The 16720-nt window shown below is 55.1% G+C and carries 13 protein-coding genes and 1 other annotated feature; of the genes, 8 read left to right on the forward strand and 5 right to left on the reverse strand.

The window, feature by feature from the left end:
• Positions 1-86: 86 nt before the first annotated feature.
• Together acrB and acrA are read right to left on the reverse strand one after the other, a co-directional pair.
• The gene (gene acrB, locus K2184_RS14205) at positions 87-3233 is read right to left on the reverse strand and encodes a multidrug efflux RND transporter permease subunit AcrB (protein ID WP_004099650.1); all 3147 of its coding nucleotides are present in this window, start codon (positions 3231-3233) and stop codon (positions 87-89) included.
• 22 nt (positions 3234-3255) lie between these two features.
• Positions 3256-4449 (reverse strand): multidrug efflux RND transporter periplasmic adaptor subunit AcrA, encoded by a 1194-nt coding sequence (gene acrA, locus K2184_RS14210; RefSeq protein ID WP_004111040.1) that lies wholly within the window; start codon positions 4447-4449, stop codon positions 3256-3258.
• A gap of 142 nt (positions 4450-4591) precedes the next feature.
• On the opposite strand from acrA, the gene acrR reads away from it, so the two are divergent.
• Both acrR and mscK read left to right on the forward strand, forming a co-directional pair.
• Positions 4592-5242, forward strand: a complete 651-nt coding sequence (gene acrR, locus K2184_RS14215; RefSeq protein ID WP_004099655.1) for a multidrug efflux transporter transcriptional repressor AcrR — start codon at positions 4592-4594, stop codon at positions 5240-5242.
• A 130-nt stretch (positions 5243-5372) separates the two neighbouring features.
• Entirely contained in the window at positions 5373-8714 is a 3342-nt protein-coding gene (gene mscK, locus K2184_RS14220; RefSeq protein WP_004111041.1) for a mechanosensitive channel MscK, read from the forward strand.
• 35 nt (positions 8715-8749) lie between these two features.
• Here mscK and K2184_RS14225 read toward each other — a convergent pair whose 3' ends face one another.
• The 3 genes from K2184_RS14225 to priC all read right to left on the reverse strand — a co-directional run bounded on the left by K2184_RS14225 (position 8750) and on the right by priC (position 10319).
• Entirely contained in the window at positions 8750-9538 is a 789-nt protein-coding gene (locus K2184_RS14225; protein WP_163524630.1) for an Rpn family recombination-promoting nuclease/putative transposase, read from the reverse strand.
• A 65-nt stretch (positions 9539-9603) separates the two neighbouring features.
• The gene (rsmS, locus tag K2184_RS14230) at positions 9604-9777 is read right to left on the reverse strand and encodes a pleiotropic regulatory protein RsmS (protein ID WP_004099661.1); all 174 of its coding nucleotides are present in this window, start codon (positions 9775-9777) and stop codon (positions 9604-9606) included.
• 14 nt (positions 9778-9791) lie between these two features.
• Entirely contained in the window at positions 9792-10319 is a 528-nt protein-coding gene (priC, locus tag K2184_RS14235) for a primosomal replication protein N'' (RefSeq protein ID WP_004099666.1), read from the reverse strand.
• A 69-nt stretch (positions 10320-10388) separates the two neighbouring features.
• Between priC and K2184_RS14240 the strand changes: the two genes are divergently transcribed.
• From K2184_RS14240 to htpG, 6 genes are all read left to right on the forward strand, one after another.
• Entirely contained in the window at positions 10389-10766 is a 378-nt protein-coding gene (locus tag K2184_RS14240) for a DUF454 family protein (RefSeq protein ID WP_163524633.1), read from the forward strand.
• 150 nt (positions 10767-10916) lie between these two features.
• Positions 10917-11468: an adenine phosphoribosyltransferase gene (apt, locus tag K2184_RS14245; RefSeq protein WP_004099669.1), complete on the forward strand. Its 552-nt coding sequence runs from the start codon at positions 10917-10919 to the stop codon at positions 11466-11468.
• Positions 11469-11560: 92 nt separating this feature from the next.
• Positions 11561-13468: a DNA polymerase III subunit gamma/tau gene (gene dnaX / locus K2184_RS14250; protein ID WP_023320463.1), complete on the forward strand. Its 1908-nt coding sequence runs from the start codon at positions 11561-11563 to the stop codon at positions 13466-13468.
• Positions 12801-12865: a sequence feature (DnaX frameshifting element), on the forward strand. Its footprint overlaps the gene before it by 65 nt.
• A gap of 57 nt (positions 13469-13525) precedes the next feature.
• Positions 13526-13858, forward strand: coding sequence for a YbaB/EbfC family nucleoid-associated protein (locus K2184_RS14255; protein WP_004099673.1), 333 nt, complete (start codon positions 13526-13528; stop codon positions 13856-13858).
• Complete coding sequence (gene recR / locus K2184_RS14260; RefSeq protein WP_004099675.1) at positions 13858-14463, forward strand: recombination mediator RecR; 606 nt, start codon at positions 13858-13860, stop codon at positions 14461-14463. The genes K2184_RS14255 and recR overlap by 1 nt, the downstream gene beginning before the upstream one ends.
• A gap of 111 nt (positions 14464-14574) precedes the next feature.
• A complete protein-coding gene (gene htpG, locus K2184_RS14265; RefSeq protein ID WP_004099677.1) occupies positions 14575-16449 on the forward strand; it encodes a molecular chaperone HtpG in 1875 nt (624 codons plus the stop codon).
• Positions 16450-16720: the final 271 nt, after the last annotated feature.

The following is a 16720-nucleotide window of genomic DNA, read 5'->3' on the forward strand; positions in this document are numbered from 1 at the left end:
CAGGTTATAAAATAAACAATCACAATCCGTGCGTTTTAAAGTGAGACAAAGTGAAAGGGCCGCGAATGCGGCCCTTAATGGAGAGATTAATGATGCTCAACCGGATGGCTGTGCTCAATATCCTCATTTTTCCTACTGAAGCGGCGACGCACGACCACGAAGAATACCGGCACGAAGAAAATCGCCAGAACCGTCGCGGTAATCATCCCGCCCATTACGCCAGTACCTACGGCATTCTGCGCGCCGGAGCCTGCGCCGGAGCTGATAACCAGCGGCATTACACCGAGGATAAACGCCAGGGAGGTCATCAGAATCGGACGCAGACGCATACGAACGGCTTCAAGCGTTGCCTCAATCAGGCCTTTGCCTTCTTTATCCATCAGGTCTTTGGCGAATTCAACGATCAGTATCGCGTTCTTCGCCGACAGGCCGATAGTGGTCAACAGACCAACCTGGAAGTAAACGTCGTTAGTCAATCCTCGGAAGGTGGCAGCCAGCAGCGCCCCCACAACACCGAGCGGAACGACCAGCATGACCGAGAATGGAATTGACCAGCTCTCGTACAGCGCCGCCAGACACAGGAAGACGACGATCAGCGAGATAGCGTACAGCGCTGGCGCCTGGTTACCTGACAAACGTTCCTGATATGACATACCCGTCCAGTCATAGCCGATACCGGCAGGCAGTTTACCCGCCAGCTCTTCCATCAGGTTCATCGCTTCACCGGTACTCTTACCTGGTGTCGCCTGGCCGAGGATTTCCATCGATGGCAGACCGTTGTAGCGCTCCAGACGCGGCGAGCCATATTCCCAGCGCGAGGTTGAGAAGGCGGAGAACGGTACCATCTGTCCATCGCTACCGCGTACGTACCAGTTGCCAATGTCTTCTGGCAGCATGCGGTATTTCGCTTCGGACATGATATACACTTTCTTCACGCGGCCACGGTCAATGAAGTCGTTGACGTAGCTACCACCCCATGCCGCGCCAAGCGTCGTGTTGATGTCGCTGATAGACACGCCAAGCGCCTGCGCTTTTTCCTGATCGATATCCACTTTGAACTGCGGAGTATCTTCCAGGCCGTTTGGACGAACGCCGCTCAATACGTCAGGGTGCTGCGCAACCATTCCAAAAAGCTGGTTACGTGCCTGGGTCAGTTTTTCATGGCCCAGGCCAGCCTGGTCGATCAGCTGGAAGTCAAAGCCCGTTGCGGTACCGAGTTCAACAATTGCCGGCAGGTTAAAGGCGAAGACCATTGCATCTTTGATCTGCGAGAAATAGCCCATCGCGCGGCCGGTAATCGCCTCAACTTTGTTCTCTTCGCCTGGACGCTGGCTCCAGTCCTTCAGAGAGACGAACGCGATACCGGTGTTTTGTCCACGACCAGCGAAACCAAAACCGTTTACGGCGAATACCGATTCAACGTTATCTTTCTCTTTGGTGAGATAGTAATTGGTCATCTCATCCAGTACTTTCTGGGTACGCTCCTGAGTTGCGCCTGCAGGCAGCTGCGCCATGCTCAGGAATACGCCCTGGTCTTCGTCTGGCAGGAACGAACTTGGCAGACGAACGAACAGCCAGGCCATTCCCACAACGATGATCAGGTACAGCACCAGATAGCGACCGGTACTACGCAGGATGTTGCCTACGCTGTCGGTATAGTGATGCGTGCTCTTATCGAACATGCGGTTAAACCAACCGAAGAAGCCAGTGGTTGCGCCATGGCTGCCTTTTTGGATTGGCTTCAGCATCGTGGCGCAAAGCGCCGGGGTGAGAATCAGAGCGACCAGCACCGACAGCGCCATCGCGGAGACGATGGTGATCGAGAACTGGCGGTAAATCGCACCGGTGGAACCGCCAAAGAAGGCCATCGGGATAAACACCGCAGAAAGCACCATCGCGATACCTACCAGCGCGCCCTGAATCTGGCCCATCGATTTACGCGTGGCTTCCTTCGGCGGTAGCCCTTCCTCTGCCATTACACGTTCGACGTTTTCCACCACCACGATGGCGTCATCCACAAGCAAGCCTATGGCGAGCACCATACCAAACATGGTGAGCGTGTTTATCGAGAAACCGAACAGCGCGAGGATGGCGAACGTCCCCAGCAGTACGACCGGCACGGCAATCGTCGGAATCAAGGTGGCGCGGAAGTTCTGCAGGAACAGATACATTACCAGGAACACCAGGATGATGGCTTCAACCAGCGTTTTTACCACTTCGTGAATGGAGATCTGCACGAATGGAGTGGTGTCATACGGATAAACAATCTTCAGGCCAGAAGGGAAGAAAGGCTCCATTTTCTTCAGTTCGGCGCGAATGGCGTTTGCGGTATCCAGCGCGTTCGCGCCGGTCGCCAGTTTAATACCCAGACCAGAAGCTGGCTGACCGTTAAACTTCGCGATAACGTCATAGTTTTCACCACCCAGCTCAATGCGCGCGACATCGCGCAGACGAACCTGGGAGCCATCCTGGTTAACCTTCAGCAGAATGTTGCCAAACTCTTCAGTATTGGTCAGACGAGTTTGCGCCACGATGGAGGCATTCAGCTGCTGGCCTTTCACCGGGGGCGTACCGCCTAACTGTCCTGCTGCAACCTGGGCGTTCTGCGCTTTCAGGGCGCTGATAACGTCAACCGGCGTCAACTGGAAGTTATTAAGTTTGTTTGGGTCCATCCAGATACGCATAGCGTACTGGGAACCAAACAACTGCACGTCACCAACGCCGCTGGTACGGCTAATCGCATCTTTCATGTTGGCGGCAACATAGTCAGAAATGTCATCCTGATTCATGGTGCCGTTAGTATTAATAACGCCGACAACCATCAGGAAGCTGCTGGATGCCTTTTCAACGCTAATACCCTGCTGCTGTACTTCCTGCGGCAGCAGCGGTGTCGCCAGCGCCAGTTTGTTTTGAACCTGTACCTGAGCAATATCCGGATCGGTACCGGATTCAAAGGTCAGAGTGATGGTTGCTGTACCGGTGGAGTCGCCATTTGAAGACATGTACATCAGGTGATCGATACCGTTCATGTTCTGTTCGATAACCTGAGTCACGGTGTTCTGCACGGTTTCTGCGTCGGCACCGGGGTACATGGCCGTGATGGAAATTGCCGGCGGCGCAATCGTCGGATATTGCGCTATTGGCAACTTGAGGATCGAGAGCCCCCCAGCCAGCATAATGATGATGGCGATCACCCAGGCAAATATGGGGCGATCGATAAAGAAATTAGGCATGTCTTAACGGCTCCTGTTTAAGTTAAGACTTGGTTTGTTCTGACTGAGCGTTGCCTGCGGCTTGCTGTTTTTCATCAGAAACGACTTCCTGCGCTTTTACCTGTACGCCTGGTTTGACTTTCTGCAGACCGCTAATAATGACGCGATCGCCAGTTTTCAGCCCTTCGGTGACCAGCCATTTATCGCCAATCGCCTGAGTGGCGGTAATCTGGCGAACTTCGACTTTATCGCCTTCGCCGACAACCATCGCGCTGGCATCGCCGCGCGGGGTACGGGTTACGCCCTGCTGCGGAACCAGAATCGCATCAGGATTTACGCCTTCTTCCAGGCGCGCGCGAACGAACATGCCGGGCAGCAGAGTGTGATCCGGGTTCGGGAAAATCGCGCGCAGCGTGATAGAACCGGTAGTCTGATCAACGGTAACGTCGGAGAACTCCAGCGTACCGTTCTGCGGGTATTTCAAACCGTCGTTAGTGACCAGTTCAACCTTCGCTTTACCGTTTTCCTGCTGCAGTTTGCCGTTAGCCAGCTCTTGTTTCAGACGCAGAAAATCGTTGCTCGATTGAGTCACATCCACGTAGATAGGATCAAGCTGTTGCACGGTCGCCAGGGCAGTAGTCTGGCCGTTCTGCACCAGCGCGCCTTCCGTGACCGCGGATTTACCAATGCGGCCGCTGATCGGGGAGGTCACCTTAGTGTAGGCCAGATTGATGCGCGCGGTTTCAACCGCGGCTTTAGCGGCGACGACGGCAGCGTTGCTCTGCTGGGCCGTGGCTACGGCAGTATCGTAATCCTGTTGGCTAATGTACTTAGTGCCTAACAGTTTCTGGTAACGTTTAACCGTCAGCTGATCCATATTGGCGGCAGCCTGCGCTTTGGCTAAATCGCCTTTCGCGCTTTCATAGGTGGCTTGATAGGTTGCCGGATCGATTTGATAAAGAGACACGCCAGCCTGGATATCGCTGCCTTCGGTGAAGTTACGTTTCAAAATAATGCCACTGACCTGAGGACGAACTTCCGCAACGCGATAGGCGCTGGTACGGCCCGGCAGTTCAGTAGTAATTTGTAGAGGAGCGGATTTGAGCGTCACAATACCGACTTCCGGCATTTGCTGGGCTCCTTGCTGAGCCGGTTTGTCGTCACATCCTGTTAGCGCTAAGCTGCCTGAGAGCATCAGAACGACCGCCAGAGGCGTTAACCCTCTGTTTTTGTTCATATGTAAACCTCGAGTGTCCAATTTCAAATTGTTCAGTGGCTCAATCGACCACAAACCCACTGCTGTGTTTCTATTATGGTCATGCTATGGTACATACATTCACAAATGTATGTAAACGTAACCTCTGTAAACTCATCGACCTATGGCACGAAAAACCAAACAACAGGCGCTTGAGACCCGGCAACATATTCTGGATGTTGCTCTGCGTTTGTTTTCGCAGCAAGGCGTATCATCCACCTCGCTGGCCGCAATTGCAAAAGCTGCCGGTGTGACGAGGGGGGCTATCTATTGGCATTTCAAAAATAAATCGGACTTATTTAATGAAATATGGGTACTGTCAGAAGCCAATATTAACGATCTCGAAGTTGAGTATCGGGCAAAATTCCCCAACGATCCACTGTCAGTTGTGCGAGAGATCTTAGTGTATATCCTTGAAGCCACTGTGACAGAAAAACGCAGACGGCTGATGATGGAAATCATCTTTCATAAATGTGAATTCGTCGGTGAGATGGTCACGTTGCAAGAAGCGCAGCGCATTCTTTGCCTTGAGAGCTACGACCGTATCGAACAAACATTAAAGGAGTGCATTGTCGCGAAGATGCTACCCGCCAATTTATTAACCCGCCGGGCGGCGATCCTCATGCGCAGCTATCTTTCCGGCCTGATGGAGAACTGGCTTTTGGCGCCGAACGCCTTTGATCTGCAAAAAGAAGCGCGGGATTATGTCGAAGTCCTGCTGGAAATGTATCAATTTTGCCCCTCTCTGCGCAGTTCTGAAGGACTGGACGCTTAACCCGGCTAGCGGACACCAGAGGAATGATTCCTGCTGTCCGCCGCTATTTTAGTGATAACAGAAGTGCTATTCTTCGCGCTGCGACGACCCCCGGTATTCTCCGGCTTTTGCAATCACTCATGTTAACACTATGCTGCATACTATCCGTTGGCGAAATGCCCTCTCTGCTGTAGTTCTTACCCTGATGCTTTTTATCGGCTGTATTAGCGTTAATTCGGCGCTGGCGGCTGATTTACCTGAACGCTCCGAGGTCCAGAGCCAGCTCACGACGCTGAACAAGCAAAAAGATTTGACTCCCCAGGATAAGCTGGTTCAGCAGGACCTGACTCAGACGCTGGAAACGCTCGATAAAATTGAGCGCATAAAGTCGGAAACGACGCAGCTGCGCCAGCAGGTCGCTCAGGCGCCTGCGAAAATGAATCAGGCTATCGATAGCCTGAACGCGCTAAGTGATGTCCCCAACGACGAGGCGACGCGTAAAACGCTGAGCACCTTGTCGCTGCGCCAGCTGGAATCGCGCGTCTCTCAGACTCTGGACGATTTGCAAAACGCGCAAAACGATCTGGCGACTTATAATAGTCAGCTTGTTTCGCTACAGACGCAGCCGGAACGCGTGCAGAATGCGATGTATTCCGCCTCTCAGCAGCTGCAGCAGATCCGTAATCGTCTGAATGGCACGACTACGGGCGAAGAGGCGCTACGTCCTACCCAGCAGAATTTGCTGCTGGCGCAGCAGGCCTTGCTGAATGCACAGATAGATCAACAGCGTAAAAGCCTGGAAGGCAACACGGTGCTGCAGGATACCCTGCAAAAGCAGCGTGACTACATCACCGCTTACAGCAATCGACTGGAGCATCAGCTTCAGCTGTTGCAGGAAGCGGTGAATAGCAAGCGCCTGACGCTGACGGAAAAGACGGCTCAGGAAGCAGTTTCTCCGGACGAAACGGCCCGTATTCAGGCAAACCCGCTGGTCAAGCAGGAGCTGGACATTAATCATCAGCTGAGCGAAAGGCTCATTTCGGCAACGGAAACGGGTAATCAGCTGGTTCAGCGCAACATCAAAGTGAAGACCTGGCTCGATCGTGCTCTGCAATCCGAGCGCGATATTAAAGAGCAGATTTCCGTGCTGAAAGGCAGCCTGCTGCTTTCGCGTATCCTTTATCAGCAACAGCAAACGCTGCCCTCTGCGGAGGAGCTAAGCGACATGACCAACCGCATCGCCGACCTGCGCCTTGAGCAGTTCGAGGTCAACCAGCAGCGCGATGCGCTATTCCAGAGCGATGCGTATGTCGCGAAGCTGGAGGAAGGGCATAGCAGCGAGGTGAATCCCGAAGTGCATGATGCGCTTCTTGAGATTGTTGATATGCGCCGGGAACTGCTCGATCAGTTTAATAAACAGCTCGGCAACCAGCTGATGATGGCGATTAACCTGCAAATCAATCAGCAGCAGCTAATGAGCGTGTCAACCAACCTGAAAGCCATCCTGACGCAGCAGATTTTCTGGGTAAATAGCAACCGCCCGATGGACTGGGAGTGGTTTAAAGCCTTCCCGGAGGCGCTGAAAGGACAGTTTAAGGCGATGAAAATCACCGTAAACTGGGAAAAGGCCTGGCCTGCGGTATTTATCGCTTTTCTGGCCGGCCTGCCGCTGCTGCTGATTGCCGGTCTGATTCGCTGGCGTCTGAACTGGCTGAAAGCGTATCAGGCTAAGCTGGCGTCGCAGGTGGGGCAACTGCGCAACGATACGCAGCTCCACACGCCGAAAGCGATTCTTATCGATCTGATTCGGGCGCTGCCGGTGGTGCTGGTCATACTCGCCGTCGGTCTGATTCTGCTGACGATGCAGCTGAATATTAGCGACCTTCTGTGGGCCTATAGCAAGAAGCTGGCGCTATTCTGGCTGGTGTTTGGCCTGTGCTGGAAAGTGCTGGAAAAAGACGGCGTGGCGGTGAGCCACTTTAATATGCCGTCACAGCTGACCAGCCACTGGCGGCGGCAGATTGTTCGCGTGAGCCTTGCGCTGCTGCCGCTCAACTTCTGGTCGGTGATGTCGGAACTGTCGCCGCTGCACCTGATGGATGACGTTCTCGGGCAGTTCGTTATTTTCCTCAACCTGTTGCTGATCGCGGTGCTGGTCTTGCCGATGTGCCGCGAAAGCTGGCGTGATAAAGAATCTCACAGCCTGCGCCTTATCACCGTTACCGTGCTATCGATCGTTCCCATCGCCCTGATGGTGCTGACGGCAACCGGCTATTTCTATACGACGCTGCGTCTGGCCGGCCGCTGGATTGAAACCGTTTATCTGGTGATGCTGTGGAACCTGTTGTATCAGACCGTGCTGCGCGGCCTGAGCGTGGCCGCGCGGCGTATTGCCTGGCGCCGCGCGCTGGCGCGTCGTCAGCATCTGGTTAAAGAGGGGGCTGAAGGAGCCGAGCCGCAGGAAGAACCGACAATTGCTCTGGAGCAGGTTAACCAGCAAACGCTGCGTATTACGATGCTGGTGATGATCGCGCTGTTTGCGGTCCTGTTCTGGGCGATTTGGTCGGATCTCATCACCGTCTTCGCCTATCTCGATAGTATTACGCTGTGGCATTACAACGGTACCGAAGCCGGGGTCAGCGCCGTGAAAAGCGTTACCATGGGGAGCCTGCTGTTCGCGATTGTCGCTTCGATGGTTGCCTGGGCGTTAATTCGCAACCTGCCGGGACTGCTGGAAGTGCTGGTGCTGTCCCGACTAAATATGCGCCAGGGTGCGTCTTATGCCATTACGACAATCCTTAATTACGCCATTATTGTTATTGGCGCGATGACGGTATTTGGCGCTCTGGGCGTCTCATGGGATAAACTACAGTGGCTGGCAGCGGCGCTGTCGGTTGGTTTAGGTTTCGGCTTACAGGAAATATTCGGTAACTTTGTTTCCGGTCTGATTATTCTCTTTGAGCGCCCGGTGCGCATTGGCGATACGGTGACCATTGGCACCTTCTCCGGCACCGTCAGCAAAATCCGCATTCGCGCCACGACCATCACCGATTTTGACCGTAAAGAGGTGATTATTCCCAATAAGGCCTTCGTGACTGAGCGTCTGATTAACTGGTCGCTCTCCGATACCGTCACCCGCGTTGTCATCCGCCTTGGCGTAGCGTACGGTTCTGACCTGGATAAGGTTAAAGAAGTGCTGCTTAAGGCTGCGCACGAGCATCCGAAAGTGATGCAGGAGCCCGCGCCGTCGGTTTTCTTTACCACTTTCGGCGCCAGTACGCTCGATCATGAACTACGACTATACGTGCGCGAACTTCGCGATCGCAGCTATGCGGTGGATGAGCTTAACCGGGCGATCGATCGTTTGTGTCGTGAGAACAATATTGATATCGCCTTTAACCAGCTGGAGGTTCATCTTCGCAATGAGAAGGGCGATGAAGTCACCGAGGTGAAGCGGGATAAAGGCGACGATGCCACTCCGGCGATGAGCTAAGCATGGCGGGGCGGTAAATACCCGCCCCGCAGATTTTAATGGCTGAGCGAGGAGAGTTCTTCCTGGCTCAGACCCGTCAGCTCCATCACCATCTTAGGATCCTGCCCGCTGGCGAGCATTTTCAGCGCAATGCTGTGCGAGATTTCTTTACGGCCTTTCTGTCGACTCTCCAGTCTGCCTTCTCTTCTCCCTTTTTTACGACCTTTCTCTTCCAGCCATTCGGCAATCGCCAGCAGCGCAACCAGTATCGGTTGCAATTCGGCCAGATCGCGCTGGCGGATATGCTTTTGCAACAGTTCCAGCATCGCCATACGCTGGTGGAGGATGAATTGATTATCTGGCATAACGGTCAGGTCCATCAGTGGAAAATCACCGCCGTACAGCGCGCTGGCAAGCTCAGGATGGTTAAAGAGATGATGCCAGTTGAGCGTATGCGGCCAGGGACTGACGGCGCCGTGATAAAACAGAATGGGGACCACAAGGGGCAACGTATCGTGGCCAGCATCAAGGTGACGCTGTATGGCTACGAGCGTATAGCGCATCAGGCGAAAAGCCATGAACTTGTCCGGAGAGCTTTGATGTTCAATCAGCGCATAGATATATCCGGCGCCGTGCCGCGTTTGCAGAGAGTAAAGTATATCTGAGTAGCTGGAGCGCAGGTCTTCTTCGATAAAACTGCCTGAAGCCAGCTGCAGCGTACTAAGATCGCAGATACTTAAAAACTGCGCCGGGAGGTAAAGCTGTAAAAAATCGCGGGCGACCTCTTTCTGAGTCAACATTTGATGAAAAATGGCATCGTGCGGCGTACGTGAGAATCTTTCCATGAGCATTTATCCGTTTTGGTAAGGGCAGGCGATGACTCTGCCACCCCCAACGATCCGGCAACAGGCTACTCCGGCGCGTTTTGCGAGGCCTCTTCCGCACTTTTTACTTTGTTTTCATAATCGCGACGGATAATCTCCAGCGCAGCTAGCACGGTTTGCGCAGGGACATTATTTTCCTCAAGCAGCATGATTAAATCGACGGCCAGCTTGACCTCGTCAGGCGCATTTTCCAGCGACATCTTTCTTCCTCCACTTAACGTGTTAATCGGGCCAGCCTGTTTTCAATTTTTTCCAGCGCGTCGCGACAGCGGGCAAGGCGTGCGGCGTAGGCGTCAACTTCTTTTGCCAGCCGCTGCTGTTCATCAAGAGAGGTGGCTTGCGCCAGCTGTCTCTGGCGATCGTTGCGCATGGCCAGCAGACGCCGTTCATATTCCTGATGCTGGATACGCCGGCGCTGCCAGCGGCTAAGCGTCGGCGAAGCGCTATCCCAGGCGCGTAACGACCAGGTGGCCGTTTCCCGGCTAATGGCGGCGATTTGGGCCACAAGATGTTCCGCCAGCCAGGCAACCTGGGGGAGCTGCTGGCGTTCGACCGCCAGCTTTAACTCCGTTAAACGATCGCTGGCCTCATTGAGATAAGCCTGCATCTGCGTGCTGCGGGTCCGAAACAGCTGGCGATCGAAACGCGGGCTGAGGGTCGCGTGATTCGCCATTGGCGCTACCCGGACGGCCAGCTCCGCAAGCTGATTTTCCAGCGAATGTAAAAGCCGGGTGGTTTTCAAATAACTCCTCCATCCCCTGATAAGCAACTGTGCTACATTAGCGTTATCTTCTTGATAACGATTCGCATTATGCCACGTATTATTTTGATCATCATTGGCTGGCTGGCGGTAGCGCTGGGAACGCTGGGCGTATTTTTACCGCTACTGCCGACGACGCCTTTTATCCTGATTGCCGCCTGGTGCTTTGCGCGCTCGTCGCCGCGTTTTCACCACTGGCTTTTGTACCGCTCATGGTTTGGCGGTTACCTGCGTCACTGGCAGAAATACCGCGCCATGCCGCCGGGAGCGAAGCCGCGCGCGATAGCGATGATTTTGCTGACCTTTGCTATTTCCCTGTGGCTGGTTAATCTTACCTGGGTGCGCATCTTGCTGCTGATCATTCTGGCCTGTCTGCTGATATTTATGTGGCGCATTCCGGTGGTTGATGCAAAGCAACAAAAGCACTGATGCGCAATAATGATGGTTGCAATTGTCGCTGACAGCCAGTAAATTCTGGCGTTTTCGAGCGCGGGTAAGCCTGGTCAAAGGTTAAACAAATGTTTCTTTGGCCCATTTGGCATGCCCGTGAGTAATACCGTTTTAATCAGGCATACACTTATGACCGCAACAGCACAGCAGCTTGAATATCTGAAGAACAGCATCCAAAGCATCCAGGACTATCCGAAACCTGGCATCCTTTTCCGTGATGTCACCAGCTTGCTGGAAGACCCGAAGGCCTATGCGCTCAGCATTGAACTGCTGGCCGAGCGTTATAAAGACGCGGGTATTACCAAAGTGGTGGGCACCGAAGCGCGTGGCTTCTTGTTTGGCGCACCGGTTGCGCTGGCGCTGGGCGTAGGCTTTGTTCCGGTACGCAAGCCGCGTAAGCTGCCGCGTGAGACCATCGCAGAAAGCTACGAGCTTGAGTACGGCACCGATCAGCTGGAAATCCATGTCGATGCGATCAAAGAAGGCGATAAAGTCCTGGTGGTTGACGATCTGCTGGCAACCGGCGGCACCATCGACGCCACCGTGAAGCTTATCCGTCGCCTGGGCGGTGAAGTGCACGATGCGGCTTTTATTATCAATCTGTTCGATCTGGGCGGCGAGCAGCGTCTGGAAAAACTGGGAATTAACTGCTATAGCCTGGTCCCTTTCCCGGGTCACTAAGCAAATCCCTCCACATAGCCTCGCTGATTGAGCGGGGCTGTGATAGCATGACCCCCTCGTGATTTCACCTTCCAGCGTTTCAGAGCCAGCCCATGAGTTATCAGGTCTTAGCCCGTAAATGGCGCCCACAAACCTTTGCTGACGTCGTCGGCCAGGAACATGTGCTGACCGCACTGGCGAACGGCTTGTCGTTAGGGCGCATTCATCATGCCTATCTCTTTTCCGGCACCCGCGGCGTGGGTAAAACCTCTATCGCACGCCTGCTGGCAAAAGGATTAAACTGTGAAACCGGTATTACCGCCACGCCATGCGGCGTCTGCGATAACTGCCGTGAAATAGAACAGGGGCGCTTTGTCGATCTGATAGAGATCGATGCCGCTTCGCGCACCAAAGTCGAAGATACCCGCGATCTGCTGGATAACGTGCAGTACGCGCCGGCCCGCGGTCGCTTCAAGGTCTATCTGATCGATGAAGTCCATATGCTTTCGCGCCACAGCTTCAACGCGTTGTTAAAAACGCTGGAGGAGCCGCCGGCGCACGTAAAATTTCTGCTGGCGACCACCGATCCGCAGAAGCTGCCGGTGACCATTCTTTCCCGCTGCCTGCAGTTCCATCTTAAGGCGCTGGATGTCGAACAGATTCGCCATCAGCTTGAGCATATCCTCGGCGTCGAGCAGATCGCTTTCGAACCGCGCGCGCTGCAGCTGCTGTCGCGCGCGGCGGATGGCAGCCTGCGCGATGCATTAAGCCTGACCGATCAGGCTATCGCCAGCGGCGACGGCCGTCTGACGGCTGAATCCGTTAGCACCATGCTCGGTACGCTTGACGACGATCAGGCGCTCTCGCTGATTGAAGCGCTGGTGGCCGCCGATGGCGAACGCGTCATGGCCGGCGTCAATGAAGCTGCCGCTCGCGGCGTGGAGTGGGAGGCTTTGCTGGTGGAAATGCAGAGCCTGTTGCACCGCATTGCAATGGTTCAGCTGTCGCCGTCGGCGCTGGGGGCGGATATGGCCGCGATAGAGCTACGCATGCGCGAGCTGGCGCGGACGGTGCCGCCTACCGATGTTCAGCTGTACTATCAAACGTTATTAATTGGCCGTAAAGAGCTTCCATACGCGCCGGATCGCCGGATGGGCGTTGAGATGACGCTTCTGCGTGCGCTGGCGTTCCATCCGCGTATGCCGCTGCCGGAACCGGAGGCGCCGCCGGCACAGGCTATTCAGGCCGCCCCTGCACAGCAGTCCGCCCCGGCATCCGCTCCGCCGCCGCCGCCGCAGAATTTGCCGCAGACCACCAGCCAGGTGCTGGCGGCACGCAGCCAACTGCAGCGCAGCCAGGGAGCGCCCACCCCAAAAAAGAGTGAACCGGCAGCCGCTTCCCGCGCGCGGCCGGTGAATAACGCTGCGCTGGAACGACTGAGTTCGATTACTGAACGCGTACAGGCGCGTCCGGCTGCTGCTGCGCTGGAAAAAGCGCCAGCGAAAAAAGAAGCTTATCGCTGGAAATCGACGACGGTTGTTGAAACCGTGAAAGAAGAAGTGGCGACGCCGAAGGCGCTGAAAAAAGCGCTGGAGCATGAAAAAACGCCGGAACTGGCGGCAAAACTGGCTATTGAAGCGGTCGAGCGCGATAGCTGGGCGGCGGAAGTCAGCCGGCTTGCGGTGCCAAAGCTGGTGGAGCAGGTCGCCCTCAATGCCTGGAAAGAGCAGGAGGGCAACCGCGTCTGCCTGCATCTTCGCCCGAGCCAGCGGCACCTGAATTCGGCGGGCGCGCAGCAAAAGCTGGCGGAAGCGCTCGGTATTTTGTACGGTACGCCGGTTGAATTGACCATCGTGGAAGATGATAATCCCGCGATGCGCACGCCGCTTGAGTGGCGGCAGGCAATTTATGAAGAAAAGCTCGCGCAGGCGCGTGAAGCGATTATTGCGGATAATAACATTCAGACGCTGCGTCGATTTTTCGATGCGGACCTGGATGAAGAGAGTATTCGCCCCATTTGATTGCAAGTCTGACTTGCGGTCAGCATCCTTAACGATGACCTACTGAGAGAGAAGCCTATGTTTGGTGGAAAAGGCGGTCTGGGTAACCTGATGAAGCAGGCCCAGCAGATGCAAGAAAAAATGCAGCAGATGCAGGAAGAAGTCGCTCGACTGGAAGTGACCGGTGAATCCGGCGCAGGCCTGGTCAAAGTCACCATCAACGGCGCGCATAACTGCCGCCGCGTTGAGATCGACCCGAGCCTGCTGGAAGACGACAAAGAGATGCTGGAAGATCTGGTGGCCGCTGCGTTTAACGATGCCGCCCGCCGCATCGAAGAGACGCAGAAAGAAAAAATGGCGTCTGTGTCCGCCGGTATGCAGCTGCCGCCAGGCTTTAAGATGCCGTTCTGATGCAAACCAGTCCGCTGTTAACGCAGCTTATGGAAGCACTGCGCTGCCTGCCGGGCGTCGGCCCGAAGTCGGCGCAGCGCATGGCGTTTACCCTGCTGCAGCGCGATCGCAGCGGCGGGATGCGCCTGGCGCAGGCGCTAACGCGCGCGATGTCGGAAATCGGCCACTGCGCCGATTGCCGCACTTTCACCGAGCAGGAGGTATGCAATATTTGCAGCAACCCTCGGCGGAAGGAAAACGGTCAGATCTGCGTGGTAGAGAGCCCAGCGGATATCTACGCTATCGAGCAGACCGGGCAGTTTTCCGGTCGTTATTTTGTGCTGATGGGCCATCTGTCGCCGCTTGACGGCATCGGGCCGGATGACATTGGGCTCGATCGCCTGGAGCAGCGTCTGCGTGACGAATCGATGCAGGAAGTGATCCTCGCAACCAACCCAACGGTTGAAGGGGAGGCGACCGCGAACTATATCGCCGAGCTTTGCGCGCAGTATGGCGTAGAGGCGAGCCGTATCGCTCATGGCGTACCGGTCGGCGGCGAGCTGGAAATGGTTGACGGCACAACGCTGTCACACTCTCTTGCCGGACGGCATAAGATTCGTTTTTAATCAAACGGAGGCGCTTTTCGGGGCCTCCGCTTGAAAACGTCTTCCTCTGTCCCCATCTCACCCTCAACGGTTTTTTTACCATTAACAATGGCATTGTTGAGGTTGATTTAGATGAAAGGACAAGAAACTCGTGGTTTTCAGTCAGAGGTTAAGCAGCTTCTGCACCTGATGATCCATTCTCTTTATTCCAACAAAGAAATTTTCCTGCGTGAGCTGATTTCCAACGCCTCCGATGCGGCCGACAAGCTGCGCTTCCGCGCCCTGTCCCAGCCGGATCTGTATGAAGGCGACGGCGAACTGCGCGTGCGTGTTTCATTTGATAAAGACAACCGCACCCTGACCATTGCCGATAACGGCATTGGTATGAACCGCGATGAAGTGATTGACCATCTCGGCACCATCGCCAAGTCCGGCACCAAAGCATTCCTTGAGTCCATGGGCTCTGACCAGGCGAAAGACAGCCAGCTGATTGGCCAGTTCGGCGTGGGCTTCTATTCAGCGTTTATTGTCGCCGATAAAGTCACCGTACGTACCCGCGCGGCGGGAGACAGCGCAGAAAATGGCGTATTCTGGGAGTCCGCCGGCGAAGGCGAATATACCGTTGCCGACATTAACAAAGCCGATCGCGGTACCGAGATCACGCTGCACCTGCGCGAAGGTGAGGATGATTTTCTCAACGACTGGCGCGTGCGTTCGATCATCAGCAAATACTCCGATCACATCGCGCTGCCGGTGGAAATTGAAAAACGCGAAGAAGTGGACGGTGAAACCGTCATTACCTGGGAGAAAATTAACAAAGCCCAGGCGCTGTGGACGCGCAATAAGTCGGAAATCAAAGACGACGAGTACAACGAGTTTTATAAGCATATTGCCCATGACTACAGCGATCCGCTGACCTGGAGCCACAACCGCGTTGAAGGCAAGCAGGAGTACACCAGCCTGCTGTATATCCCGTCGCAGGCGCCATGGGATATGTGGAATCGCGACCATAAACACGGCCTGAAGCTGTACGTACAGCGCGTTTTCATCATGGATGACGCTGAGCAGTTTATGCCGAACTACCTGCGCTTCGTCCGCGGCCTGGTCGACTCCAACGATCTGCCGCTGAACGTGTCGCGTGAAATCCTTCAGGACAGCAGCGTGACCCGCAATCTGCGCACTGCGCTGAGCAAGCGCGCCCTGCAGATGCTGGAAAAACTGGCGAAAGACGACGCGGAAAAATATCAGACCTTCTGGCAGCAGTTTGGCCTGGTGCTGAAAGAAGGCCCGGCGGAAGATCACGCTAACCAGCAGACCATTGCTAAACTGCTGCGTTTCGCCAGTACCCATACCGATTCCGCCGCGCAGACCGTGTCGCTGGAAGAGTACGTCTCCCGCATGAAAGAAGGGCAGGAGAAGATTTACTACATTACCGCCGACAGCTACGCCGCCGCGAAGAGCAGCCCGCATCTGGAACTGCTGCGTAAGAAAGGCATTGAAGTGCTGCTGCTTTCCGATCGCATCGACGAGTGGATGATGAGCTATCTGACCGAGTTCGACGGTAAGCCGTTCCAGTCGGTGGCGAAAGCCGATGAGTCGCTGGATAAGCTGACGGACGAAGTGGATGAAACCACAAAAGAAGCTGAGAAGGCGCTGGAGCCGTTCGTTGAGCGAGCCAAAACGCTGCTCGGCGACCGGGTGAAAGAGGTTCGCCTGACCCATCGTCTGACCGATACGCCGGCCATCGTTACCACCGACGCGGATGAAATGAGCACCCAAATGGCGAAACTGTTTGCCGCTGCGGGCCAGGCCGCGCCGGAAGTGAAGTACATCTTCGAACTGAACCCGCTGCATCCGCTGGTAAAACGCGCGGCGGACACTCAGGATGATGCGCAATTCGGCGAGTGGGTTGAGCTGCTTCTCGATCAGGCGCTGCTGGCCGAGCGCGGTACGCTGGAAGATCCGAACCAGTTTATTCGCCGCATGAACCAGCTGCTGGCGTCGTAATCTTTCCCCTCAGCCTCACCCTCTCCCTGTCAGGGAGAGGGGACTTGCCCGGCATTGACATGCTGGCGCGGAGGCTGTCATCGTTTAGCCTGCTTCTCCCTGTTCCCCTGCTGGCTCCGGCGCGTGTTTTCTTCCTTGCCCTGCGGGAGAGGAGCGGAATGAGGGCAACAAAACGCACTCTACGTAAAATATCTCACCATTAACCGTTTCAGCCGCCCCGCCTTCCTTGAGCCATCCGCGTTCTGGTGGTATGGTTTAGCGTTTTTTGAAA

The sequence above is a fragment of the Klebsiella sp. K5-306 genome (assembly GCF_051835185.1).
GTDB lineage: Bacteria > Pseudomonadota > Gammaproteobacteria > Enterobacterales > Enterobacteriaceae > Klebsiella > Klebsiella oxytoca.

Bases quoted from the DNA above. Each gene is read 5' to 3' on its own strand.
- htpG (WP_004099677.1), top strand. From the start codon at position 14,575: ATGAAAGGACAAGAAACTCGTGGTTTTCAGTCAGAGGTTAAGCAGCTT.
- apt (WP_004099669.1), top strand. From the start codon at position 10,917: ATGACCGCAACAGCACAGCAGCTTGAATATCTGAAGAACAGCATCCAA.
- mscK (WP_004111041.1), top strand. From the start codon at position 5,373: ATGCTGCATACTATCCGTTGGCGAAATGCCCTCTCTGCTGTAGTTCTT.
- K2184_RS14225 (WP_163524630.1), bottom strand. From the start codon at position 9,538: ATGGAAAGATTCTCACGTACGCCGCACGATGCCATTTTTCATCAAATG.
- rsmS (WP_004099661.1), bottom strand. From the start codon at position 9,777: ATGTCGCTGGAAAATGCGCCTGACGAGGTCAAGCTGGCCGTCGATTTA.
- acrR (WP_004099655.1), top strand. From the start codon at position 4,592: ATGGCACGAAAAACCAAACAACAGGCGCTTGAGACCCGGCAACATATT.
- dnaX (WP_023320463.1), top strand. From the start codon at position 11,561: ATGAGTTATCAGGTCTTAGCCCGTAAATGGCGCCCACAAACCTTTGCT.
- recR (WP_004099675.1), top strand. From the start codon at position 13,858: ATGCAAACCAGTCCGCTGTTAACGCAGCTTATGGAAGCACTGCGCTGC.
- K2184_RS14240 (WP_163524633.1), top strand. From the start codon at position 10,389: ATGCCACGTATTATTTTGATCATCATTGGCTGGCTGGCGGTAGCGCTG.
- K2184_RS14255 (WP_004099673.1), top strand. From the start codon at position 13,526: ATGTTTGGTGGAAAAGGCGGTCTGGGTAACCTGATGAAGCAGGCCCAG.
- acrB (WP_004099650.1), bottom strand. From the start codon at position 3,233: ATGCCTAATTTCTTTATCGATCGCCCCATATTTGCCTGGGTGATCGCC.
- acrA (WP_004111040.1), bottom strand. From the start codon at position 4,449: ATGAACAAAAACAGAGGGTTAACGCCTCTGGCGGTCGTTCTGATGCTC.